Source organism: Citrobacter sp. CK195, assembly GCF_030333365.1.
Taxonomy (GTDB): domain Bacteria; phylum Pseudomonadota; class Gammaproteobacteria; order Enterobacterales; family Enterobacteriaceae; genus Citrobacter_B; species Citrobacter_B koseri.
Map to the genome: position 1 here is coordinate 405,517 of NZ_JAOWGB010000025.1, position 23,544 is coordinate 429,060.

General features: G+C 55.5%; 22 protein-coding genes. 15 read left to right on the forward strand and 7 right to left on the reverse strand.

The window, feature by feature from the left end:
• Positions 1-128: 128 nt before the first annotated feature.
• A complete protein-coding gene (locus OGX93_RS16165; protein WP_047461496.1) occupies positions 129-821 on the forward strand; it encodes an aspartate/glutamate racemase in 693 nt (230 codons plus the stop codon).
• Here OGX93_RS16165 and OGX93_RS16170 read toward each other — a convergent pair.
• Positions 808-1,743, reverse strand: coding sequence for a LysR family transcriptional regulator (locus tag OGX93_RS16170; protein ID WP_012134960.1), 936 nt, complete (start codon positions 1,741-1,743; stop codon positions 808-810). The two genes, OGX93_RS16165 and OGX93_RS16170, sit on opposite strands and share 14 nt — an antisense overlap.
• A gap of 124 nt (positions 1,744-1,867) precedes the next feature.
• On the opposite strand from OGX93_RS16170, the gene lysA reads away from it, so the two are divergent.
• On the forward strand, positions 1,868-3,130 hold the full coding sequence (lysA, locus tag OGX93_RS16175; protein ID WP_012134958.1) for a diaminopimelate decarboxylase: 1,263 nt from the start codon (positions 1,868-1,870) through the stop codon (positions 3,128-3,130).
• A gap of 111 nt (positions 3,131-3,241) precedes the next feature.
• Here the strand turns inward: lysA and OGX93_RS16180 are convergent, their stop codons facing one another.
• Positions 3,242-4,261, reverse strand: a complete 1,020-nt coding sequence (locus tag OGX93_RS16180) for a LacI family DNA-binding transcriptional regulator (RefSeq protein WP_047461502.1) — start codon at positions 4,259-4,261, stop codon at positions 3,242-3,244.
• Positions 4,262-4,274: 13 nt separating this feature from the next.
• Entirely contained in the window at positions 4,275-5,303 is a 1,029-nt protein-coding gene (gene galR / locus OGX93_RS16185) for an HTH-type transcriptional regulator GalR (protein WP_012134956.1), read from the reverse strand.
• Positions 5,304-5,896: 593 nt separating this feature from the next.
• On the opposite strand from galR, the gene aas reads away from it, so the two are divergent.
• Together aas and lplT are read left to right on the forward strand one after the other, a co-directional pair.
• Entirely contained in the window at positions 5,897-8,056 is a 2,160-nt protein-coding gene (aas, locus tag OGX93_RS16190) for a bifunctional acyl-ACP--phospholipid O-acyltransferase/long-chain-fatty-acid--ACP ligase (protein ID WP_012134954.1), read from the forward strand.
• Complete coding sequence (lplT, locus tag OGX93_RS16195) at positions 8,049-9,245, forward strand: lysophospholipid transporter LplT (protein ID WP_047461510.1); 1,197 nt, start codon at positions 8,049-8,051, stop codon at positions 9,243-9,245. Before aas ends, lplT begins: the two co-directional genes overlap by 8 nt.
• 150 nt (positions 9,246-9,395) lie before the next feature.
• Here the strand turns inward: lplT and OGX93_RS16200 are convergent, their stop codons facing one another.
• From OGX93_RS16200 to mutH, 4 genes are all read right to left on the reverse strand, one after another.
• On the reverse strand, positions 9,396-10,436 hold the full coding sequence (locus tag OGX93_RS16200; protein WP_115625871.1) for an NADP(H)-dependent aldo-keto reductase: 1,041 nt from the start codon (positions 10,434-10,436) through the stop codon (positions 9,396-9,398).
• A gap of 119 nt (positions 10,437-10,555) precedes the next feature.
• Positions 10,556-10,774, reverse strand: coding sequence for a lipoprotein YgdR (gene ygdR / locus OGX93_RS16205; protein ID WP_012134951.1), 219 nt, complete (start codon positions 10,772-10,774; stop codon positions 10,556-10,558).
• Positions 10,775-10,920: 146 nt separating this feature from the next.
• Positions 10,921-11,634, reverse strand: coding sequence for a TerC family protein (locus OGX93_RS16210; protein WP_012134949.1), 714 nt, complete (start codon positions 11,632-11,634; stop codon positions 10,921-10,923).
• A gap of 78 nt (positions 11,635-11,712) precedes the next feature.
• On the reverse strand, positions 11,713-12,405 hold the full coding sequence (gene mutH, locus OGX93_RS16215) for a DNA mismatch repair endonuclease MutH (protein WP_047461516.1): 693 nt from the start codon (positions 12,403-12,405) through the stop codon (positions 11,713-11,715).
• 186 nt (positions 12,406-12,591) lie between these two features.
• Between mutH and OGX93_RS22375 the strand changes: the two genes are divergently transcribed.
• The 11 genes from OGX93_RS22375 to recC all read left to right on the forward strand — a co-directional run bounded on the left by OGX93_RS22375 (position 12,592) and on the right by recC (position 23,369).
• Complete coding sequence (locus OGX93_RS22375; RefSeq protein ID WP_047461519.1) at positions 12,592-12,738, forward strand: hypothetical protein; 147 nt, start codon at positions 12,592-12,594, stop codon at positions 12,736-12,738.
• Between the two features lie 351 nt (positions 12,739-13,089).
• Positions 13,090-13,620, forward strand: coding sequence for an RNA pyrophosphohydrolase (gene rppH / locus OGX93_RS16220; RefSeq protein ID WP_024130909.1), 531 nt, complete (start codon positions 13,090-13,092; stop codon positions 13,618-13,620).
• Positions 13,621-13,633: 13 nt separating this feature from the next.
• Positions 13,634-15,880, forward strand: a complete 2,247-nt coding sequence (gene ptsP / locus OGX93_RS16225) for a phosphoenolpyruvate--protein phosphotransferase (protein WP_012134945.1) — start codon at positions 13,634-13,636, stop codon at positions 15,878-15,880.
• Between the two features lie 18 nt (positions 15,881-15,898).
• Entirely contained in the window at positions 15,899-16,099 is a 201-nt protein-coding gene (locus OGX93_RS22295) for a hypothetical protein (RefSeq protein WP_353622161.1), read from the forward strand.
• Positions 16,100-16,390: 291 nt separating this feature from the next.
• Positions 16,391-17,266, forward strand: a complete 876-nt coding sequence (gene lgt, locus OGX93_RS16230; RefSeq protein ID WP_047461522.1) for a prolipoprotein diacylglyceryl transferase — start codon at positions 16,391-16,393, stop codon at positions 17,264-17,266.
• Positions 17,267-17,272: 6 nt separating this feature from the next.
• Positions 17,273-18,067 (forward strand): thymidylate synthase, encoded by a 795-nt coding sequence (gene thyA, locus OGX93_RS16235; protein WP_012134943.1) that lies wholly within the window; start codon positions 17,273-17,275, stop codon positions 18,065-18,067.
• 184 nt (positions 18,068-18,251) lie between these two features.
• The gene (locus OGX93_RS16240) at positions 18,252-18,722 is read left to right on the forward strand and encodes a prepilin peptidase-dependent protein (RefSeq protein ID WP_286449000.1); all 471 of its coding nucleotides are present in this window, start codon (positions 18,252-18,254) and stop codon (positions 18,720-18,722) included.
• Entirely contained in the window at positions 18,713-19,276 is a 564-nt protein-coding gene (locus tag OGX93_RS16245; RefSeq protein WP_275155888.1) for a prepilin peptidase-dependent protein, read from the forward strand. The genes OGX93_RS16240 and OGX93_RS16245 overlap by 10 nt, the downstream gene beginning before the upstream one ends.
• Positions 19,273-19,680 carry a DUF2509 family protein gene (locus OGX93_RS16250; RefSeq protein WP_275155887.1) on the forward strand — a complete coding sequence of 136 codons (408 nt, stop codon included), beginning with the start codon at positions 19,273-19,275 and terminating at the stop codon, positions 19,678-19,680. The genes OGX93_RS16245 and OGX93_RS16250 overlap by 4 nt, the downstream gene beginning before the upstream one ends.
• Complete coding sequence (locus OGX93_RS16255) at positions 19,665-19,988, forward strand: prepilin-type N-terminal cleavage/methylation domain-containing protein (protein WP_286448998.1); 324 nt, start codon at positions 19,665-19,667, stop codon at positions 19,986-19,988. Before OGX93_RS16250 ends, OGX93_RS16255 begins: the two co-directional genes overlap by 16 nt.
• 12 nt (positions 19,989-20,000) lie before the next feature.
• Positions 20,001-23,369 carry an exodeoxyribonuclease V subunit gamma gene (gene recC / locus OGX93_RS16260; RefSeq protein ID WP_286448997.1) on the forward strand — a complete coding sequence of 1,123 codons (3,369 nt, stop codon included), beginning with the start codon at positions 20,001-20,003 and terminating at the stop codon, positions 23,367-23,369.
• Positions 23,370-23,544: the final 175 nt, after the last annotated feature.

Here is a 23,544-nt window from a genome sequence, read left to right on the forward strand (position 1 = left end):
ATTTATTGAAACAATGTTTCAACTAAATTAGTTCATACCGGGGAAAAAGAAAATGGCAGACCAAATGAACTGGAAACTTGATCACAAGTTTGCTTCACTGCTGTCATCAAGGTGAGAAGGAGAAGGTAATGAAAACGATTGGACTGCTGGGCGGCATGAGTTGGGAATCGACGATCCCCTATTACCGTTTGATTAATGAAGGAATCAAAACACGGCTGGGCGGTTTGCATTCCGCCAGCCTGTTGCTGCATAGCGTTGATTTCCATGAAATTGAAGAGTGTCAGCGCCAGGGCGAGTGGGATAAAACGGGAGATATTCTGGCGCAGGCCGCACTGGGTTTGCAGCAGGCGGGTGCAGAAGCGATAGTGCTGTGTACTAATACCATGCATAAAGTGGCGGAGACGATTGAGTCGCGCTGTTCACTGCCGTTTTTACATATTGCGGATGCGACAGGGCGGGCGATTGCGCGCAAAAACATGACGCGCGTGGCGCTACTGGGGACGCGCTACACGATGGAGCAGGATTTTTATCGCGGGCGTCTGGAGCAGCGATTTGCGATTGAAACCCTGGTGCCGGAAACTGACGACCGCGCGCAGATCAACCAGATAATCTTTGACGAACTGTGCCTCGGCGAGTTTAGCGAACGCTCCCGCCAGTATTATTTGCAGGTGATCGAACGTCTGGCGGCGCAGGGCGCTCAGGGCGTGATTTTCGGCTGTACCGAGATTGGGTTGCTGGTGCCGGAAGCGCAGAGCGCGCTGCCGGTGTTTGATACTGCGGCGATCCATGCGGCTGACGCCGTGGAATTTATGCTTTCGTAACCGGCTCCAGAATGGCCTCCAGCGGATCGACAAGACGCGGAAGGCTGGTTTGCAGGTGCTCGCTGAACGCATCCACCAGCGCGGATGATGGCCGGTGCAGCGGGCGGATCAGACTGACGGTAAACGGAACGTCGACACTGAACCGCCGCACGGTCACTCCGCTGGCGGCATAATCCAGCGCGGTGAGCGGGTTAACTACCGAGAGCCCGGCACCCGCGCGCACCATCGCACAAACCGACGCCGCGCTGTGGGTTTCCACGACCATCCGGCGTTTAACCTGGTGTTCGTTAAACAGCGCATCCAGCAGCTGACGATAGCTGTCGGTGCGCGACAGGCTGATGTAATTCTCTCCCTGAAAGTCGCCCGGCGTCAGCACGGATTTGGTCGCCAGCGGGTGGCCGGGCGGCAGCACGCACACTTCATTTAGCGTCAACAACGCGGTGCGTTCGGTTCCTGCCGGGGTATGCAACGTCTCCGTCAGGCCGAGGTCGTGGCGTTGAGCGGAAAGCCACTCTTCCAGCAGCGGCGACTCCTGCGGCACGATGTTCAGGCTGACATCAGGATAGCGGGCGAGAAACGGTTGCAGCAGCGTGGGTAAAAAGGACTGGGAGAAGACGGGCAGGCAGACAATCGACAGCTCGCCCTGGCGAAATTCACGTAGGCTCTCCGCCGCGTTTACAATGCGATCCAGCCCATACCAGGAACGCTGCACCTCTTCGAATAGCCGTAATCCTTGCACCGTCGGGTGCAGGCGTCCGCGCGTGCGCTCAAACAGTTTAAGCCCCAATACTTTTTCGAACCGCGCCAGTTCCCGGCTGACGGTGGGCTGCGAGGTATGCAGCAGGCGCGCCGCTTCGGTCAGGTTTCCGGCGGTCATCACGGCATGAAAGATTTCAATGTGGCGCAGGTTCACGGCTGCCATCGTTGGCTTTCCCCTCAGTGGATATCATCCATATCATTTTTGCATAGACTCGCCATAAAACGATATTTTTTATTCCCTTCAGTTTGTGGCGTAATCATAAAAAATGTCTTGCCCGGAGCCTGCTATGCCACATTCACTGAATTGCACTGATACCGACCTCAACGCTGAAAATCTGCTCAGACTACCGGCGGAATTCGGCTGCCCGGTATGGGTCTATGACGCGCAGATTATTCGCCGTCAGATCGCGGCCCTGCAACAGTTTGATGTGGTGCGCTTTGCGCAAAAGGCCTGCTCGAATATTCATATTTTGCGCCTGATGCGTGAGCAGGGCGTAAAGGTGGATTCCGTCTCGCTGGGTGAAATTGAGCGCGCGCTGGCGGCGGGATACGATCCGCAAAACCATCCTGATGATATCGTCTTCACGGCTGATGTTATTGACGCCGCCACGCTGGCCCGCGTCAGCGAACTGCGCATTCCGGTGAATGCCGGGTCGGTGGATATGCTGGATCAACTGGGGCAGGTTTCGCCGGGTCATCGCGTCTGGCTGCGTATCAATCCCGGTTTTGGTCACGGGCACAGCCAGAAAACCAATACCGGCGGCGAGAACAGCAAACACGGCATCTGGCATACCGATCTGCCTGCCGCGCTGGCGGTGATGCAGCGCCATCGGCTTCAGCTTGTCGGGGTTCACATGCATATTGGTTCCGGCGTTGATTACGGTCATCTGGAGCAGGTGTGCGGCGCGATGGTGCGCCAGGTTATCGATTTTGGGCAGGATCTGGAGGCGATTTCGGCGGGAGGCGGGCTGTCGATCCCTTATCACGAGGGAGAAGAGGCGGTCGATACGCAGCATTACTTCGGACTGTGGAACGCCGCCCGCGAGCAAATCGCTCGCCATCTGGGGCATCGGGTGAAGCTGGAAATTGAGCCGGGACGTTTTCTGGTGGCGCAATCCGGCGTGCTGGTGACGCAGGTACGCAGCGTGAAAGAGATGGGGCGCCGTCATTTTGTGCTGGTGGATGCCGGTTTCAACGACCTGATGCGCCCGGCAATGTACGGCAGCTACCACCATATTACGGCGCTGGCGGCGGACGGTCGCTCGCTTGAACATGCGCCGCTGCTGGACACCGTGGTGGCGGGGCCGTTGTGTGAGTCTGGCGATGTCTTTACGCAGCAGGAAGGCGGTAACGTGGAAACGCGTGCGCTGCCTGCGGTCGCGCCGGGGGATTATCTGGTTCTGCACGATACCGGCGCGTACGGCGCGTCCATGTCATCAAATTACAACAGCCGACCGCTGCTGCCGGAAGTGCTGTTTGATAATGGTAAAGCGCGATTGATTCGCCGCCGCCAGACGATTGAAGAGTTGCTGGCGCTGGAAGTTTTTTAACCGGCAGGCTGGATAAGACGCCTTTGCCTGATGGCGCTACGCTTATCAGGCCTACAGACGGTGCTATATCACAGGCCGGATAAGGCGCTTGCGCCGCCATCCGGCAAACCATCAGCAATCCGACTGAAAAAATGGCCCGGTGGTCACTGAATCACGCAGCACTAATGTTCCTGTAAACGGCGGGATCGGCTCCAGCTCCTCGCCGCTCGCCAGCCGAATCGCCTGATCGATTGCGGTGGTGATCATACTGTCGATCGGCAGATAAACGGTGGACAGCGCCGGTTCCAGCCACTTTGCGCTGGGCGCGTCATCGAAGCCAAACAGCGAGATATCCTGCGGTATCCGCAGCCCGGCCTGATGCAGCGCCTTTGATGCGCCAAGCGCCATATCGTCGTTACAGGCAAAGAGCGCGGTAAAGGCGATCCCTTCCTCCAGCAGTTCACGGCACGCTTCGTACCCGCGTGTCATACTGGAGTCGCCGTATTTCACTTTCGCCGGGTCCCAGGCGATCCCGTTTTTCTCCAGCGCCTTGCGGTAGCCCGTCAGGCGGGATTTTCCCGTTGGCGTGTGATTCGGTACGGTAATGCAGGCGATATCCCGATGGCCTTGTGAGATTAGGTAATCCACCGCCTGAAACGCGGCATCTTCCTGTTCAAAGAATATGGCGCGATCGCGGGCCAGACTGACATCGCGGTTGATCACGACCAGCGGCGTCTCTATGGTATTAATCAACGAGATGATCGTTTTTTCGCTCATATAGCGGGTATAGAGAATGATCGCGTCGCACTGCCTGTCGGCCAGCATTTGCACCGCCTCTTGCTCGCGTTCCGGCGTGTCATGGCCATCGGTCACGATAAGCTGCTTACCGTGCGACTCCGTCTGGCGTGACGCCTGTTGCAGCAAACGCCCGAAGTAAAATCCGTCAAAGGTCGAGACAACAAGCCCAATGCTGTTACTGGTGCGGTTCGCCAGCGATCGCGCCAAAAAATTGGGTCGGTAATCTAACGCCTGCATCGCTTTGAAGACTTTCTGGCGCGTGCTCTCTTTCACCTGTCCCGTTCCGTTCAGCACGCGAGAAACCGTCGCTTTTGATACGCCCGCGCGACGTGAAACATCCAGCATTGTTGTCATGACGCTATCCTGATTAATCGTTTGACGAAGAATTCCCGGTTTCCGACGGCGTCGAAACGGAATGCCGACGTACCAGAGTAGGGCTAAAGACATGGGTGATTTCGGGTACAGGCCGTTTTTCCGCCAGCGCGAGCGCCAGTTCGGCGGCCTGGGTCGCCATGGTCACGATCGGGTAGCGTACCGTGGTCAGACGTGGACGCACGTAGCGCGAGACCAGCACATCATCGAAACCAATCAGTGAAATTTCGCCCGGCACGTCAATACCGTTGTCGTTTAATACGCCCATTGCGCCTGCGGCCATCGAATCGTTGTAACAGGCGATCGCCGTGAAGTTTCTTCCGCGACCTAACAGTTCGGTCATTGCCTGTTCACCGCCGCTCTCATCCGGTTCACCGAACGTGACCAGCCTGTCGTTAGCCGGAATATGGCTCTCTTCCAGCGCGTCGTAATAACCCTTGAGCCGGTCTTCCGCATCAGAAATCGAATGGTTGGAACAGATATAGCCGATGCGGGTATGGCCCTGCTGAATTAAGTGACGCGTTGCCAGCCAGGCGCCGTAACGGTCATCTAACGCCACGCAGCGCTGCTCAAACCCAGGCAGGATGCGGTTAATCAGCACCATGCCAGGCATCTGTTTCATTAATGACGCCAGGTCCGCGTCCGGGATCATCTTGGCGTGTACGACTAACGCCGCGCAACGATGGCGGATCAGTTGTTCAATCGCCTGATGCTCTTTTTGTTCATTGTGGTAGCCGTTGCCAATCAGTAAGAAATTACCGGTGTGGTAGGCCACCTGCTCGACCGCTTTAACCATCGCGCCAAAGAAAGGGTCGGAGACATCCCCCACAACTAAACCAATTGTCTCTGTGGATTGCTGCGCCAGCGCTCGCGCATTGGCGTTGGGGTGATAGCTGAGCGATTCCATCGCGCTGGTGACCGCGAGGCGGGATGCTTCGCTGGCTTTCGGGGAATCATTAATAACGCGAGAAACGGTGGCGACTGAAACACCAGCCAGTCGGGCTACATCCTTTATGGTCGCCATAACAGTACCTATAGTGGGTAAACGCTTACATTTCGTCAGTGTTACGGAAAATGGCTATCTGTTCAAGCAGATTGCCTGACGGGAACGCGCAAATGTGAGCGCACGCCGGGGAAGTAAGACAGAAAAGGGAGAATGCAAACCTTTGGTTACACTTTGCGAAGCGCTGTTGCGATTGTTCGCTGGTGAGGGCGTCGGGCGGATTGCTAGAGTTGAGATCCCAGAGGTATTGATAGGTGAAATCAGCTTTCGGGTTGATCACAAGAATTACACCAACCTGCGCATCATGTGCAGGTTTTTTTTTGCGCTTACAGCAATCTGTAACAGTAACCGATAATTTACACAACTCGTTGCATTTGTGTTCATTCCTTTGCGTTTTGCTGGTGGCGCGCAGCGTCGCCGGAGACCACAATCAAGATCCCAGAGGTATTGATTGGTGAGATTATTCGGTACGCTCTTCGTACCTGTCTCTTGCACCAACCTGCGCGGATGCGCAGGTTTTTTTTCGTCCTTCCATTTACCTGTCGCGCCTGTTCCCCATCTCGTATAATCTGCAACCATGCATCTTTACCGAACTGTGAGCAAAGGGAGTTGACATGCTTTTTGGATTTTTTCGCAACCTGTTCCGCGTGCTTTATCGTGTACGCGTCACCGGGGATGCCAGGGCGCTACAGGGTGAGCGCATCCTGATCACGCCAAACCATGTCTCTTTTATCGACGGTATTTTACTCGCCCTGTTTTTACCGGTTCGCCCTGTTTTCGCGGTCTATTCCTCTATCAGCCAGCAATGGTATATGCGCTGGTTAAAGTCGCTGATTGATTTTGTGCCGCTCGACCCGACGAAGCCGATGGCGATTAAGCACCTGGTACGCCTGGTAGAGCAGGGCCGCCCGGTGGTTATCTTCCCGGAAGGGCGAATTTCGGTGAGCGGTTCGTTGATGAAAATCTACGACGGCGCCGGGTTTGTGGCGGCGAAGTCTGGCGCAACGGTGGTGCCGGTTCGTATTGAAGGCGCAGAGCTTACGCACTTTAGCCGCCTGAAAGGTCTAGTAAAACAGCGCTTTTTCCCGCGCATTCACCTGCATATCTTGCCGCCCACCCATCTGCCGATGCCGGAGGCGCCGCGAGCGCGCGAGCGCCGCAAACTGGCCGGAGAAATGCTGCATCAAATTATGATGGAAGCGCGCATGGCGGTGCGCCCGCGTGAAACGCTGTATGAATCACTGTTAGCTGCGCAGTACCGCTACGGGGCGGGTAAAAACTGTGTTGAAGATATTAACTTCACGCCGGACACTTATCGCAAATTGCTGACAAAAACGCTGTTTGTCGGCCGCATTCTGGAAAAATACAGCGCGCAGGGCGAAAACATCGGCCTGATGCTGCCAAACGCGGCCATCAGCGCCGCCGTCATCTTTGGCGCGGTTTCTCGTGGCCGTATCCCGGCGATGATGAACTACACGGCGGGTGTGAAAGGGTTGACCAGCGCCATTACCGCTGCGGAGATCAAAACCGTATTCACCTCCCGTCAGTTTCTTGAGAAAGGCAAACTCTGGCATCTGCCGGAGCAACTGACGCAGGTTCGCTGGATTTATCTCGAAGATTTAAAAGCTGATGTGACGCTCGCCGATAAGCTCTGGATTTTTGCGCATCTGCTGATGCCGCGCCTGGCGCAGGTCAAACAGCGGCCGGAAGAGGCGGCAATGATCCTCTTTACATCCGGTTCGGAAGGGCACCCGAAAGGCGTGGTGCACAGCCATAAAAGCCTTCTGGCGAACGTTGAGCAGATAAAAACCATTGCCGATTTCACGGCGAACGACCGCTTTATGTCAGCGCTGCCGCTGTTCCACTCCTTCGGTCTGACCGTCGGCCTGTTGACGCCGCTGCTGACCGGCGCTGAGGTGTTTCTCTATCCCAGCCCGTTGCACTATCGCATTGTGCCGGAACTGGTCTATGACCGGAACTGCACGGTGCTGTTTGGCACGTCGACGTTTCTGGGCAACTACGCGCGGTTTGCCAACCCGTATGACTTCTATCGTCTGCGCTATGTCGTCGCCGGCGCGGAAAAATTGCAGGACAGCACCCGACAGCTCTGGCAGGACAAATTCGGCCTGCGCGTTCTGGAAGGTTACGGCGTGACCGAATGCGCGCCGGTCGTGTCGATTAACGTACCTATGGCGGCGAAGCCGGGCACCGTTGGGCGCATTTTGCCAGGCATGGATGCGCGCTTGCTGGCGGTTCCGGGCATTGATGACGGCGGGCGTCTGCAACTCAAAGGGCCTAATATCATGAATGGCTACCTGCGGGTTGAAAAACCGGGCGTGCTGGAAGCGCCTGCGGCGGAAAATGCGCTGGGCGACGTTGAACAGGGCTGGTACGACACGGGCGATATTGTGCGTTTCGATGAAAACGGTTTTGTGCAGATCCAGGGGCGAGCGAAGCGCTTTGCGAAAATCGCCGGAGAGATGGTTTCGCTGGAGATGGTCGAACAGCTGGCGCTGGGCGTCTCGCCAGATAAAATGCACGCCACGGCGATTAAAAGCGACGCCAGCAAAGGCGAAGCGCTGGTGCTGTTCACGACAGACGGCGAGCTGACGCGTGAAAGCCTGCTGCAATATGCCCGCACACACGGCATTCCTGAACTTGCCGTACCGCGTGATATCCGCTATCTGAAACAACTTCCGTTACTGGGCAGCGGCAAGCCGGACTTTGTGACGCTGAAAAGCTGGGTTGATGAACCGGAAAAACAACATGCGTGAGTCAGTACATACTAACACCTCGATCTGGTCGAAAGGGATGATGTCGGTTATCGCCGCGCAGTTTCTCTCTGCGTTTGGCGATAACGCGCTGTTGTTCGCGACGCTGGCGCTGCTGAAGGCGCAGTTCTACCCGGACTGGAGCCAGCCGATCCTGCAAATGGTGTTTGTAGGCGCTTACATTCTTTTTGCCCCCTTTGTCGGGCAGGTGGCGGACAGCTTTGCCAAAGGTCGGGTGATGATGTTCGCCAACGGCCTGAAACTGTTGGGCGCCGCGAGCATCTGTTTTGGTTTTAATCCCTTTGTCGGCTATACGCTGGTGGGGATTGGCGCGGCGGCTTACTCTCCGGCGAAATATGGCATTCTTGGCGAGCTGACCACGGGCGACAAACTGGTGAAAGCCAATGGTCTGATGGAAGCCTCCACCATTGCCGCGATTCTGCTGGGATCGGTGGCGGGCGGCGTACTGGCAGACTGGCATGTGATTGCGGCGCTGGTCGCCTGTGCGTTGGCCTATGCGGGCGCAGTTGTCGCTAACCTTTTTATTCCGAAACTCGCGGCGGCGCGGCCAGGCCAGTCCTGGCATTTGCGTAAGATGGTGCGCAGCTTCTTCTGCGCCTGCATGTCGCTCTGGCGTAACGGGGAGACGCGTTTCTCGCTGGTTGGCACCAGCCTTTTTTGGGGCGCGGGCGTCACGCTGCGTTTTCTGCTGGTGCTGTGGGTGCCGGTAGCGCTGGGAATTACCGATAACGCCACGCCGACTTACCTGAACGCAATGGTGGCGATCGGTATTGTTGTGGGCGCAGGCGCTGCGGCGAAGCTGGTTACGCTGGAGACGGTAGCGCGTTGTATGCCTGCGGGTATTCTGATTGGCGTGGTGGTGCTGATTTTTTCTTTGCAACACGCGTTGCTTCCGGCCTATGCGCTGTTGACGCTTATTGGCGTGCTGGGCGGCTTTTTCGTGGTGCCGCTCAATGCGTTGTTGCAGGAGCGTGGCAAGAAAAGCGTCGGCGCGGGCAACGCGATTGCGGTACAGAACCTGGGGGAGAACAGCGCGATGCTGTTGATGCTGGGTCTCTATTCGCTGGCCGTACTGGTGGGCATTCCGGTCGTGGCGATCGGCATTGGTTTTGGCGGGCTGTTTGCGCTGGCGATTGCGGCGCTGTGGATTTGGCAGCGCCGCCAGATGTGATTGTTGCGCCGTCGGTAGGCCTGATAAGCGCAGCGCCATCAGGCAGAAGCGCCGGATGGCGGCGCAGGCGCCTTATCCGGCCTACGGTATGGTGCCGTCTGTAGGCCTGATAAGCGTAGCGCCATCAGGCAGAAGTGCCGGATATGTGCATTACGGTGCCGGGTAGGTATAAACCTGGTGTACCGCTTCGATCTCCGCCAGCACCTCTTCGCTTAACTCCAGATGCAAACTCTCAACGTTGGTTTTTAACTGCGCCATCGTCGTTGCGCCCAACAGGGTGCTGGCGACGAACGGCTGACGACGCACAAACGCCAGCGCCATCTGGGCCGGATCGAGGTTGTGGCGTCTGGCGATGTCGACGTAGGCCGCAACCGCCTTTTGCGCCTGCTCGCCGCTGTAGCGCGTAAAGCGGCTAAACAGGGTGTTGCGCGCGCCAGCGGGTTTGGCGCCATTCAGATATTTACCGGTCAACGTACCGAACGCCAGGCAAGAGTAGGCCAGCAGCTCGACGCCTTCATACTGGCTGACTTCCGCCAATCCCACCTCATAACTGCGGTTCAGCAGGCTGTAAGGGTTCTGGATAGTGACAATGCGCGGCAGGTCATGTTTATCTGCCAGATGCAGATAGCGCATGACGCCGAAGGCCGTTTCGTTAGAGACGCCGATGTAGCGAATTTTGCCCGCGCGCTGGAACTCCGTCAGCGCATCCAGCGTTTCGAGCAGCGTGACAACCGGTGTCGAATCCGTCCAGCTGTAGCCCAGCTTGCCGAAGCAGTTGGTCGGGCGCTGCGGCCAGTGAACCTGATACAGGTCCAGATAGTCGGTTTGCAGGCGTTTGAGGCTATCGTGTAAGGCCTCACGGATATTTTTACGATCCAGCGCCTGATTGGGGCGAATTCCGCTGTCGTTATTACGCGATGGGCCGCTTACCTTGGAAGCGATAACCAGCTTCTCACGGCTGCCGTGTTTAGCAAGCCAGTTACCGACATAGGTTTCTGTTAGCCCCTGGGTTTCCGGGCGTGGAGGCACCGGATACATTTCGGCGACGTCGATCAGGTTAATGCCCTGATCCACGGCGTAATCGAGCTGTGCATGTGCGTCGGCTTCGCTGTTTTGTTCACCAAACGTCATTGTGCCCAGCCCCAGTGTACTTATTTCAAGCGAGCTGTGGGGTATACGGTGATAGTGCATAGCCGTTTCCTTCTTATTATGAAGTCAGTAAATCCCGACAAAGGAATATAAAAATGGCAGAGGGAAGAGAAAAGGGAAAGAGAAAATTCTAAGGCCAGCAGGGCTGCTGACCTCAACAATTAGCGTTCAATGATCTGAGAGACTTCGTCACGATTGATTTGCATCGCGTTGCCTTGCTGATCGTGGTAGCTCACCAGACCCGTATCATCGTCAATTTCTGGTTTACCGTCGGTCAGAATCATCCGACCATCTTTGGTCGCCATTACATAATCGCTGCTACATCCAGAAACAGCAAAAGCCAGTCCTACAGCGGAAATCACAACTGCCCATTTTTTCATCCATTTATCCTCACGTGGCCTGCGTCTGATAATAGTCTAGTAATAACCTGAAGTTATGTCTGATAAAAGCAGTAAAATCTTAAACTGTGAGGAACGGGAGAGGCATTGCGGGTATTCGCTCCCCTTACAGGGAGCGAAAGAGTGAATCAGAGAGGGTTCTTTTTATTGCGCATCAGGTTCAGGCTCTCTACGGCGATAGAGAAGAACATGGCGAAGTAGATGTACCCTTTCGGAACGTGTACATCGAAACTTTCCAGAATCAGGGTAAAGCCGACCAGAATCAGGAAAGAGAGCGCCAGCATTTTTACGGAAGGGTGGCGGTCAACAAACTCGCCGATAGGGCGCGCCGCGAACATCATTACGCCGACGGCAATCACAACTGCCGCCATCATGATAAACAGATGATCCGAGAGGCCCACCGCCGTGATGACGGAATCAAGGCTGAAAATAATATCCAGCATCATGATCTGGACAATTGCGCCCAGGAAGGAGGAGACGCGCGTTTTCAGCCCTTCTTCCTCGCCTTCAATCGATTCGTGAATTTCTTTACTGGCTTTCCAGATCAGGAACAATCCACCCAGCAGCAGGATCAGATCGCGGGCGGAAATCGCTTCGCCGAAAATCTCGAACAGCGGGTTTGTCAGGCGTGTGACCCAGGCGATAGAAGCCAGCAAAGCCAGACGCATCACCATCGCCGCCGCCAGCCCAAGGCGTCGGGCGTGATTCCGTTGCGCTGTAGGAAGTTTCGCCACCACCAGAGAGAGGAAAATAATATTGTCGATCCCAAGAACGATCTCCAGCAGCGTCAGCGTACCGAGCGCGAGCCAGGCGTTAGGATCGGTTACCCATGCAAATAACATCGAACAAAGTCCTGCCAAAAAAAAGAAGCGCTAATTATAGGCGCGCAATGCGGCAGGTGAAAGTCCAGTCTGTGCCTGTTAGCCCTGTAACAGGAAATGGCGGGCCAGCAGCGTGCGAGTGAAGTTCTTTTTCAGATAAAAGCCGCGCGGCAGCGTCAGAATGGTCTCTCCCTGCGCGCCAATTGCTTCGGTAAGGGCTTTGGCATTCGCCGCTTTTGGCCGCAGTTGTAAAAATTCGCCATGCCGGGCGGTGATCCGCTCAACCTGACCCAGCACAATCATGTCCATCAACTCTTCCCAGTCGAGGCGAAGCTGCTGGTCTTCTTCTTCATTTGGGCTCCACAGCAGTGGGGAACCGACGCGCCGATCGGCTAACGGAATACTGCGATCCCCCTCTACGGGAACCCATAACACACGTTTTAATTTGTGGCGGACGTGACTTGTTTCCCACGTCACGCCGCTGTTGCCGGTTAGCGGCGCGACGCAGACAAACGTGGTTTCCAGCGGGCGGCCAAGGCTATCGACGGGAATTGTTTTCAGCTCCACGCCAAGCGCGGCGAAATCTTGTTCCGGTTTGCTACCGGCGCTGGCGCCGAGCCAGATCTCCAGCAGCACGCCAATCCAGCCTTTATCCCGTTTCAAATCTTTGGGGGCCACTAAACCGGCCAGCGCCGCCAGTTCGCCCAGCGAGTAACCTGAAAGCTGCTGCGCCTGGGCAAGCAAAAGGGCTTCAGATGCTGGCGGAGAAAGTAGCGGGCGGAGTCCGGGCATGACGTTATACCTTAGGCGAAAAAGTGAACAATGATTTTATACCGTATGAACAGAGTTTAACGATTTCCACACGCGATGTTCAATCGCATGATTTATATTGGTTTTTAGGAACTGATCCTGCAAGTTGCGCAACAGAGAAATGGGTTTTCCAAATCTGGTCACTGAAAATAAACAGGATCTTACACCATGTTATCCACAGAAAGATGGGATAACTGTGAAAAACCGCCACTACTGTTTCAATTTACAGCCTTGACGTGCGACGAAAATCGAATTTTTACACAAATTGTGCCTAACTTATTGGCACAATCTGTGGATAAAAGCGACGGTGGTTGATCTTTCATCAGCCTGACGATCTTCAATGTGATGGCTGTCACGATTTAGCACGAATGGTCGCAGGTTTTGCATTTAACTTAATGAATTTACGGGGCTATTTTTTGATGGTGTTTGCCGCCCAATTCAGACTGTTCCGGGTTTTCCCGTAGTAATTCCGTACTTCTTCACAACTATATCCACAGAAAAGGTGAATAAAATCGTCTGTGAACACACCTCTCTGTTTATAACTCGGCTATTTGCTGTGAGTTATTCAATTGTTATTAGTAGCTCGTACGCCTAACAGAGTGGTTTACCGTCTCTCTGGAGTGTGAAACAATCATTCATATATAAGGTTTATGTTGAGGTAGTCCGGTGATTGATGACGATGGCTACCGCCCAAATGTAGGTATCGTAATTTGTAATCGCCAGGGGCAGGTTATGTGGGCCCGGCGATTTGGTCAGCACTCCTGGCAATTCCCGCAAGGCGGGATAAATTCAGGGGAGTCAGCAGAACAAGCGATGTACCGGGAACTGTTTGAAGAAGTCGGGTTGAGCCGTAAAGATGTGCGGATACTTGCTTCTACTCGCAACTGGTTGCGTTACAAGTTACCGAAACGTTTGGTGCGTTGGGACACGAAGCCGGTTTGTATCGGCCAGAAACAAAAATGGTTTCTTCTGCAATTGATGAGCGCTGATGCGGAAATCAATATGCAAACCAGCAGCACCCCTGAGTTTGATGGCTGGCGCTGGGTAAGTTACTGGTACCCGGTCAGGCAGGTGGTGTCATTTAAACGCGATGTCTACCGCAGGGTGATGAAAGAGTTCGCAAGTGTCGTGATGGCGCTTCAGGAGAGTACGCCGAAGCCACAAAACGCACCTGCCTGGCGACGTAAAAGAGGTTAAAGCTACGCAAATTATGCTCACTCGCCTGCGCGAAATAGTGGAAAAGGTGGCCAGTGCGCCGCGCCTTAACGAGGCGCTGAATATTCTGGTCACTGATATCTGTCTTGCGATGGATACAGAGGTCTGTTCGGTCTATCTGGCCGATCACGACCGACGTTGTTACTACCTCATGGCGACGCGAGGGCTAAAAAAACCGCGTGGCCGTACTGTCACACTCGCATTTGATGAAGGTATCGTCGGCCTGGTTGGCAGGCTGGCGGAACCGATCAACCTTGCCGATGCGCAGAAACACCCCAGCTTTAAATACATCCCGTCAGTAAAAGAGGAGCGTTTCCGCGCTTTTCTGGGCGTGCCGATTATTCAGCGCCGCCAGCTACTGGGGGTGCTGGTGGTACAGCAGCGTGAACTGCGCCAGTACGATGAAAGTGAGGAGTCTTTCCTCGTTACGCTGGCGACTCAGATGGCGGCTATCCTTTCGCAGACGCAGCTAACCGCGTTATTTGGTCAATACCGCCATACGCGCATCCGTGCGCTGCCCGCCGCGCCCGGCGTGGCGATAGCGGAAGGCTGGCAGGATGCAACGTTGCCGCTGATGGAGCAGGTCTATGAAGCCTCCACCCTTGACCCGGCGCTTGAGCGCGAGCGGCTGACCGGCGCGCTGGAAGAGGCCGCTAACGAATTTCGTCGTTACAGTAAGCGCTTTGCCGCTGGCGCGCAGAAAGAGACGGCGGCGATCTTCGATCTGTATTCACACCTGCTTTCTGATGCCCGACTGCGTCGTGAACTGTTTGCCGAAGTCGATAAAGGCGCGGTGGCGGAGTGGGCCGTCAAAAAAGTCATCGAAAAGTTTGCCGAGCAGTTTGCCGCCCTGACGGATGGCTACCTCAAAGAGCGTGCCGGAGATTTACGCGCGCTGGGCCAGCGTCTGTTATTCCACCTGGATGACACCATTCAGGGGCCGAACACATGGCCCGAGCGTTTTGTGCTGGTGGCGGACGAACTCTCAGCCACCACGCTGGCGGAACTGCCGCAGGACAGACTGGCCGGCGTCGTGGTTCGCGACGGCGCGGCTAACTCGCATGCGGCGATTATGGTGCGCGCGCTCGGTATTCCGACCGTGATGGGCGCGGATATTCAGCCTTCGGTTCTTCATCACCGCACGCTGGTGGTGGATGGCTATCGCGGGGAACTGCTGGTCGATCCTGAACCGGTATTGTTGCAGGAATATCAGCGGCTTATCAGCGAAGAGAATGAACTAAGCCGGCTGGCGGAAGATGATGTCAATCTGCCCGCGCATCTGAAAAGCGGCGAACGCGTTAAGGTGATGCTTAACGCAGGGTTAAGCCCGGAACATGAAGAGAAGCTGGGCAGCCGTATCGACGGTATCGGGCTTTATCGCACCGAAATTCCGTTCATGTTGCAAAGCGGTTTCCCCTCGGAAGAAGAGCAGGTGGCGCAGTATCAGGGGATGCTGCAAATGTTTAACGACAAACCGGTGACTTTGCGTACGCTGGATGTCGGCGCGGACAAGCAACTGCCCTATATGCCGATCAGCGAAGAAAACCCGTGCCTGGGCTGGCGCGGCATTCGTATTACGCTCGATCAGCCGGAGATCTTCCTGATCCAGGTGCGCGCGATGCTGCGCGCCAACGCCGCGACCGGCAACCTGAGCATTTTACTGCCGATGGTCACCAGCATTGATGAAGTGGATGAAGCGCGACGCCTGATTGAGCGTGCCGGGCGTGAAGTCGAAGAGATGATCGGTTACGCGATCCCCAGGCCGCGCATTGGGATCATGCTGGAAGTGCCGTCGATGGTATTTATGCTGCCGCAACTGGCGAACCGGGTCGATTTTATCTCCGTTGGCACCAATGATCTGACGCAGTACATCCTGGCGGTTGATCGCAACAATACGCGTGTGGCCAGTATTTACGACAGCCTGCATCCGGGGATGTTACGTGCGCTGGCGATGATCGCTCAGGAAGCCGAAAAACAGGGGCTTGATTTGCGGCTATGTGGTGAAATGGCGGGCGATCCGATGTGTGTGGCGATCCTGATAGGCCTGGGATTCCGCCATCTGTCGATGAACGGTCGCTCCGTCGCGCGCGTGAAATACCTGCTGCGGCACATTGATTATGAAGACGCGCAAACGCTGGCGCAGCGCAGTCTGGAAGCGCAAATGGCGACGGAAGTGCGTCATCAGGTGGCGGCGTTTATGGAGCGCCGTGGCATGGGAGGCCTGATACGCGGGGGGTTGTGACAGGCGCTGTGCCCTTGATTGCCGGATGGCGGCGCACGCGCCTTATCCGGCCTACGGCACGGTGCCGTCTGTAGACCTGATAAGCGTAGCGCCATCAGGCAAAGATGTTGTGCCGTCTGTAGACCTGATAAGCGTAGCGCCATCAGGCAAAGGTGTTGTACCGTCTGTAGGCCTGATAAGCGTAAGCGCCATCAGGCAAAGGTGTTGCGCGGTCTGTAGGCCTGATAAGCGTAAGCGCCATCAGGCAAAGGTGTTGCGCGGTCCGTAGGCCTGATAAGCGTAGCGCCATCAGGCAAAGGTGTTGCGCGGTTCGTAGGCCTGATAAGCGTAAGCGCCATCAGGCATTCCTGGGATTGTCATTGATAGCCTATACAGATCTTTTACATCTTCCCGGCATCACCGATGCACCCCTTGTGCTATCATTCGCTCCTTTGGAGCGCCTGTGAACGGCTGGCGCGCATATCAATTGCTGTCTATTTTCAGCGAAATAACAAGAACTTGTGGTGACAGATGACCAGTAGCTATCTGCATTTTCCGGAATTTGATCCGGTCATTTTCTCAATTGGGCCCGTTGCGCTGCACTGGTACGGCATGATGTACCTGGTCGGTTTTGTCTTTGCAATGTGGCTGGCGATTCGCCGGGCAAACCGTCCGGGCAGCGGCTGGACCAAAAACGAAGTTGAAAACTTACTCTATGCCGGTTTTCTCGGCGTTTTCCTCGGTGGCCGTATTGGTTACGTTCTGTTCTACAACTTCCCGCTGTTCCTGGAAAATCCGCTCTATCTGTTCCGCGTCTGGGATGGCGGCATGTCTTTCCACGGCGGCCTGATCGGCGTCATTCTGGTGATGGTGATCTTCGCCAGACGCACTAAACGTTCTTTCTTCCAGGTATCCGATTTTATCGCGCCGCTGATTCCTTTTGGTTTAGGCGCAGGGCGTCTGGGGAACTTTATCAACGGCGAGCTGTGGGGGCGTGTCGATCCAAGCTTCCCGTTTGCCATGCTGTTCCCGGGCTCTCGTGCGGAAGATATCGCGCTGTTGCCGTCAAACCCGCAGTGGCAGTCGATCTTTGATACCTATGGCGTTCTGCCTCGCCATCCGTCCCAGCTGTATGAGCTGGTGCTGGAAGGTATCGTGCTGTTCATTATTCTTAACCTGTTTATCCGCAAGTCGCGCCCGATGGGGGCTGTCTCTGGCCTGTTCCTGATTGGCTATGGCGCGTTTCGTATCATTGTTGAATTCTTCCGCCAGCCGGATGCGCAGTTTACCGGCGCATGGGTACAGTACATCAGCATGGGGCAGATTCTCTCTATCCCGATGATTGTCGCTGGTGTGATCATGATGGTTTGGGCTTACCGCCGCAGCCCACAGCAACACGTTTCCTGAGGAACCATGAAACAGTATTTAGAACTGATGCAAAAAGTGCTGGATGAAGGCACACAGAAAAACGACCGTACCGGAACCGGAACGCTTTCCATTTTTGGTCATCAGATGCGTTTTAACCTGCGGGAAGGATTTCCGCTGGTGACGACGAAGCGCTGCCATTTACGCTCCATCATTCACGAGCTGTTGTGGTTCCTGCAAGGCGATACCAACGTCGCTTACCTGCATGAAAACAATGTGACGATCTGGGACGAATGGGCCGATGAAAACGGTAATTTAGGCCCGGTATATGGCAAACAGTGGCGCGCATGGCCTGCGCCGGACGGTCGCCATATTGACCAGATCACCACGGTCATGAACCAGTTGAAAAATGACCCGGACTCCCGCCGTATTATTGTTTCCGCCTGGAACGTCGGCGAGCTGGATAAAATGGCGCTGGCGCCGTGTCATGCGTTCTTCCAGTTCTATGTTGCGGACGGCAAACTCTCCTGCCAGCTGTATCAGCGCTCCTGCGACGTCTTCCTGGGGCTGCCGTTTAATATCGCCAGCTATGCGTTACTGGTGCATATGATGGCGCAACAGTGCGACCTGGAAGTGGGCGACTTCGTCTGGACCGGCGGCGACACGCACCTGTACAGCAACCATATGGAACAGACGCACCTACAGTTAAGCCGCGAACCGCGCGCGCTGCCGAAACTGGTGATCAAACGTAAGCCTGACTCTATCTTCGACTACCGTTTTGAAGATTTTGAGATTGAAGGCTACGACCCGCATCCTGGCATTAAAGCGCCGGTCGCTATCTGACCTGAGCTCATCCTGTCATAACCGACGCCTTTGCGCGTCGGTTTTTTTTATCCCGTACGCCATTCTTCGGCGCTGATTCCCGAATTTTTGCAACGCGCTGTAATACGATAACTATTTCTCGTAACGCGCCGAATAATCTGCATTCTTGCCTCGTCATTTTCTCCGCCCCCGGCATACTGCCGCTATGAAAAAACAACAGGGCTATACGCTCATTGAAACAATGGTCGCAATGCTTCTTATGGTTAGCCTTAGCGCCACAGGGCTCTATGGCTGGCAGCGTTGGCAACAGCAGCAACGGTTATGGCAAACCGCCAGCCAGCTGCGGGATTATTTGCTGCAACTGCGTGAGGATGCGAACTGGCACAACCGGGATCACATTGTTCAGGTCATCAGAGAACGCGGCGGCTGGTGCTTTGTCAGCACTGCTTCGGCGCAAGGTGCCTGTACGCCAGACGCGCCGTTCGTCTTTATTCCAGCATGGCGCGATATAGACATGGTGGAGATCACCCCCTCGCTGGCGTTTTTTGGTCTGCGCAATACCGCCTGGGCCGGGCATATCCGTCTGAAAAACGCCGCGGGCGAATGGCGTCTGGTGGTTTCGTCCTGGGGGCGAATCCGGCTCTGTGAGGGACGCGAGGCCGAAGTATGTCGATGAACGAGCGCGGTTTTTCTCTGCTGGAGGTACTTATCGCGATGGCGATAAGCAGCATGCTACTGCTCGGCGCGGCACGATTTTTACCCGCGCTACAGCGTGAGATTCTACAGACCACGCGGCAGCTGTTGCTGGAAGATGAGATCTGGCAGCGTGCTTATACCGTGGCAAAACACCTGCAACGCTCGGGATATTGTCGGGGAAACTGCACAGGGAAAGGACTGGTGATTGCCGGGCAGGGGGAGTGCGTTATCGTACAGTGGGACGCCAATAATAACGGGCGCTGGGAGACTGCGCCGGGAAAAGAGGCCGAACAGACCGGGTTTCGTTTAAACAATAAAACGCTGGAAACACTGCGTGGGGCAACATCATGCGCAGATAAAGGGTGGGATAAAATGACCGATCCCAATACGGTACAGATTGAGGCATTTAACGTTGAGCGTCAGGAGATGCCCGGTTTTGCACCGGTACTGACGCTGTCTCTTCAGGGGCGCAGTAAAGCGGCTTCTAAAACTGCTGTTAAGGCGCAATACAGCGTCACCGGGTTTAATCTGTGAAACGTGAACGGGGTGTGTCTTCTCTGGCGATGGTGCTTTTGCTGCTGGTATTGGGCAGCCTGCTGCTTCAGGGGGCAAACCAGCAGCAGGCGAGTTTTTCCACTCTGGTGGCGACAGAAAGCCGGGCCTTGCTGCGTCAGGCGGTGGCGCAGTCGGCGCTGGAATGGGGAAGGATGCAGTCATGGTCGGCGCAGGCTGCGGTTGAGTGTCGGCAATACGCCACGCCGAATGCCCGCGTTTGCCTGCGCCTGCTCGCGAACAACACCGCTTTATTGATTGCACAGTATGATGGCGCATCGGTCTGGCGTCTGGGAGCGCTGGAGGAAAGCGGCGTTGTATTTTCTCCGCATGGATGGAGCGATTTTTGCCCGTTGAGTGAGGTGACGTTATGCCAGATACCCTGAACAGGCAGCGTGGTTTTAGTCTGCCGGAAGTGATACTGGCGATGGCGCTGCTGGTGATAACCGTCACCGCGTTATCGGGTTATCAGCGGGCGTTGATGACGAGTCTTGTCGTCAGGGCGCAATATCAACAGCTCTGGCGGTACGGCTGGCAGCAAACGGCGCTGTATTCATTTTCACCTCCCGAAAGCTGGCAGACCAACCGAATGCAGACAACACAAGCGGGATGTGTCAGCATCAGCGTTAAACTCATTTCCCCTTTGGGCAGGCAAGGCCAGGTGTCGCGCTTACACTGCCCGAAAAGTCAGTAGTCAGGAGTTGCTATGTTAAGGGTCTACCACTCCAACCGTCTGGACGTGCTGGAAGCGTTAATGGAATTCATCGTTGAGCGCGATCGGCTTGACGATCCCTTTGAACCCGAAATTGTGTTGGTTCAAAGTACCGGTATGGCGCAGTGGCTGCAAATGACCCTTTCGCAGAAATTTGGTATCGCCGCGAATATCGATTTTCCGCTACCCGCGAGTTTTATCTGGGATATGTTTGTACGCGTGCTGCCTGATATCCCGAAAGAGAGCGCGTTCAGCAAGCAAAACATGAGCTGGAAGCTGATGACGCTGCTGCCGCAACTGCTGGAGCGTGAGGATTTTACGCTACTGCGCCACTATCTGACGGACGACGCTGATAAGCGCAAACTATTCCAGCTTTCCTCGCGTGCCGCCGATCTTTTCGATCAGTATCTGGTCTATCGCCCCGACTGGCTTACCCAGTGGGAGGCGGGGCAGATGGTTGACGGGTTAGGGGAGGCTCAGATCTGGCAGGCGCCGCTGTGGAAGGCGCTGGTGGAATACACGGCTGAACTGGGGCAGCCGCGCTGGCACCGTGCGAATGTGTATCAGCGTTTTATCCAGACGCTGGAAAATGCGACAACTAGCCCGACGGGGCTACCTTCGCGCGTCTTTATTTGTGGTATTTCCGCGCTGCCGCCGGTGTATCTCCGGGCCTTGCAGGCGCTGGGAAAGCACATCGAAATCCATCTGCTGTTCACTAACCCCTGCCGTTATTACTGGGGGGATATCAGAGATCCTGCCTGGCTGGCAAAACTGGTGGCTCGTCAGCGTCGTCACAGCTTTGAGGAGCGCGACTTACCGCTGTTTCGCGATAACCAACGCGCCGGGGAGTTATTTAATAGCGACGGCGAGCAGGATGTCGGGAACCCGATGCTGGCGTCCTGGGGGAAACTGGGGCGGGACTACATCTACTTGCTTTCCGAACTGGAAAACACGCAGGAACTGGATGCGTTTGTCGATATTCCCCCGGACAACCTGCTTCATAACATTCAGGCGGACATCCTTGAGCTGGAAAGTCGCGCCGTGGCTGGGGTGAACCTCGAAGAGTACGCCCGAAGCGACAACAAGCGTCTGCTTGACCCGAATGACGCCAGCGTGACCTTTCACGTATGCCATAGCCCGCAGCGTGAAGTGGAGATCCTGCACGATCGTCTGCTGGCTATGCTGGAGGCCAACCCGACGCTGATGCCGCGCGATATTATCGTCATGGTGGCGGATATCGACAGCTATAGCCCCTTTATTCAGGCCGTATTTGGCAGTGCGCCTGCCGAACGCTACCTGCCTTATGCCATCTCCGATCGCCGGGCGCGTCAGTCGCATCCTGTTTTGCAGGCGTTTATCAGCCTGCTGTCGTTGCCGGACAGCCGTTTTGTCTCTGAAGATGTGCTGGCGCTGCTGGACGTACCGGTTCTGGCGGCTCGATTTAACATCAACGAAGAAGGGTTGCGCTATCTTCGCTTATGGGTCAATGAGTCGGGTATCCGCTGGGGGATTGATGACGACAACGTGCGCGAGCTGGCGCTTCCTGCAACGGGGCAGCATACCTGGCAATTTGGCCTGACGCGTATGCTGCTGGGTTACGCGATGGAAAGCGCGCAGGGCGAGTGGCAGTCCGTGCTGCCTTATGACGAGTCCAGCGGGCTGATTGCGGAGCTGGTCGGGCATCTGGCGTCCCTGCTGATGCAGTTGAACCTCTGGCGTCGCGGGCTGGCGCAGGCGCGTCCGCTGGAAGAGTGGCTCCCGGTTTGCCGCGACATGCTCAATGACTTTTTCCTGCCCGATGCGGAAACGGAAGCCGCGATGACCCTTATCGAGCAGCAATGGCAGGCGATTATCACCGAAGGGCTTGAGGCGGAGTATGGCGATGCGGTGCCGCTGTCTCTGTTACGGGACGAGCTGGCGCAAAGGCTGGATCAGGAACGCATCAGCCAGCGTTTTCTGGCGGGGCCGGTAAACATCTGTACGCTCATGCCTATGCGTTCTATCCCCTTTAAGGTTGTGTGTCTCCTTGGTATGAATGATGGCGTCTATCCGCGTCAGCTGGCGCCGCTCGGTTTTGACCTGATGAGTCAGAAACCGATGCGCGGGGATCGTAGCCGTCGCGATGATGACCGCTACCTGTTCCTTGAGGCCTTAATCTCTGCGCAGCAGACGCTCTATATCAGCTACATCGGGCGCTCTATTCAGGATAACAGCGAACGTTTCCCGTCAGTCCTGGTGCAGGAACTGATGGATTATATCGGGCAAAGTCACTATTTGCCGGGAGATGAAGAACTGACCAGCGATGAGAGCGAGGCCCGCGTGAAAGCGCATATCGCTCGCCTGCACACGCGGATGCCGTTTGATGCGCAAAACTATCTTCCCGGTGAACAGCAAAGCTACGCGCGCGAATGGCTGCCTGCTGCAAGTCAGTCAGGCGAGGCCCATTCTGATTTTGTACAGCCGTTGCCCTATGAACTCCCTGAGACGTTGACGCTGGAAAAACTTCAGCGCTTCTGGGCGCATCCGGTGCGGGCGTTTTTCCAGATGCGGCTACAGGTGAATTTCCGCGCGGAAGAGAGTGAAATTCCCGATACGGAGCCGTTCATTCTGGAAGGGCTAACCCGCTATCAGCTTAATCAGCAGTTGCTTAATACGCTGGTCGAAGAAGAGGATGCCGGGCTTTTATTCCGTCGCTTCCGGGCGGCGGGCGATCTCCCGTATGGCGCTTTTGGCGAGATCCTCTGGGATACGCAGCGTCAGGAGATGCAGTCGCTGGCGGACAGGATTATCGCGTGTCGTCAGCCGGGGAAAAGTATGGAAGTTGATCTGCTCTGCAATGGCGTGCAGATCACGGGGTGGTTGCCGCAGGTGCAGGAAGACGGTTTGTTGCGCTGGCGCCCATCTTTAATAAGCGTTGCGCAGGGAATGCAACTTTGGCTGGAACACCTTGTCTATTGTGCCTGTGGCGGAAAAGGCGAAAGTCGTTTGTTCCTGCGTAAAGAGGGAGAGTGGCGCTTCCCGCCGTTAGAGGCTGAACAGGCGTTAACTTACCTCGCACAGCTGATTGACGGTTATCGGGAAGGGATGTCATCCCCACTGCTGGTTCTTCCTGAAAGCGGCGGCGCATGGATAAAAGCTTGTTATGACGCGGCGAATGATGCCATGTTAGATGATGCTGACACGCTGCAAAAAGCCCGGACGAAGTTCTTGCAGGCTTATGAAGGTAACATGGTGATACGCGGAGAAGGGGATGATATCTGGTATCAACGGTTGTGGCGTCAGCTGGAGCCGAAGACGATAGAGAGCATTATTTCTCAGTCTCAACGTTATCTGTTACCGCTATTTCGTTTTAATCAGTCGTGAGGGTTGTATAAAAATTGCGCAATTAAATGGCTTCATTTATGATGCGTTTTCTGTCACGGACTGATTTTACAATAAGAGATGCTGACTCGTTTAGCACACAGTTTTGTCCTGCTCAATAAGCGCCAGCGTCGCGCTCGCGCTTCACCTGAGCGGGAAAGAAAGTTAATGATGAGGT

Coding starts and splice junctions, on each gene's coding strand:
- OGX93_RS16165 (WP_047461496.1), top strand. CDS start 129: ATGAAAACGATTGGACTGCTGGGCGGCATGAGTTGGGAATCGACGATC.
- OGX93_RS16170 (WP_012134960.1), bottom strand. CDS start 1,743: ATGGCAGCCGTGAACCTGCGCCACATTGAAATCTTTCATGCCGTGATG.
- lysA (WP_012134958.1), top strand. CDS start 1,868: ATGCCACATTCACTGAATTGCACTGATACCGACCTCAACGCTGAAAAT.
- OGX93_RS16180 (WP_047461502.1), bottom strand. CDS start 4,261: ATGACAACAATGCTGGATGTTTCACGTCGCGCGGGCGTATCAAAAGCG.
- galR (WP_012134956.1), bottom strand. CDS start 5,303: ATGGCGACCATAAAGGATGTAGCCCGACTGGCTGGTGTTTCAGTCGCC.
- aas (WP_012134954.1), top strand. CDS start 5,897: ATGCTTTTTGGATTTTTTCGCAACCTGTTCCGCGTGCTTTATCGTGTA.
- lplT (WP_047461510.1), top strand. CDS start 8,049: ATGCGTGAGTCAGTACATACTAACACCTCGATCTGGTCGAAAGGGATG.
- OGX93_RS16200 (WP_115625871.1), bottom strand. CDS start 10,436: ATGCACTATCACCGTATACCCCACAGCTCGCTTGAAATAAGTACACTG.
- ygdR (WP_012134951.1), bottom strand. CDS start 10,774: ATGAAAAAATGGGCAGTTGTGATTTCCGCTGTAGGACTGGCTTTTGCT.
- OGX93_RS16210 (WP_012134949.1), bottom strand. CDS start 11,634: ATGTTATTTGCATGGGTAACCGATCCTAACGCCTGGCTCGCGCTCGGT.
- mutH (WP_047461516.1), bottom strand. CDS start 12,405: ATGCCCGGACTCCGCCCGCTACTTTCTCCGCCAGCATCTGAAGCCCTT.
- OGX93_RS22375 (WP_047461519.1), top strand. CDS start 12,592: ATGTTATCCACAGAAAGATGGGATAACTGTGAAAAACCGCCACTACTG.
- ptsP (WP_012134945.1), top strand. CDS start 13,634: ATGCTCACTCGCCTGCGCGAAATAGTGGAAAAGGTGGCCAGTGCGCCG.
- lgt (WP_047461522.1), top strand. CDS start 16,391: ATGACCAGTAGCTATCTGCATTTTCCGGAATTTGATCCGGTCATTTTC.
- thyA (WP_012134943.1), top strand. CDS start 17,273: ATGAAACAGTATTTAGAACTGATGCAAAAAGTGCTGGATGAAGGCACA.
- OGX93_RS16240 (WP_286449000.1), top strand. CDS start 18,252: ATGAAAAAACAACAGGGCTATACGCTCATTGAAACAATGGTCGCAATG.
- OGX93_RS16245 (WP_275155888.1), top strand. CDS start 18,713: ATGTCGATGAACGAGCGCGGTTTTTCTCTGCTGGAGGTACTTATCGCG.
- OGX93_RS16255 (WP_286448998.1), top strand. CDS start 19,665: ATGCCAGATACCCTGAACAGGCAGCGTGGTTTTAGTCTGCCGGAAGTG.
- recC (WP_286448997.1), top strand. CDS start 20,001: ATGTTAAGGGTCTACCACTCCAACCGTCTGGACGTGCTGGAAGCGTTA.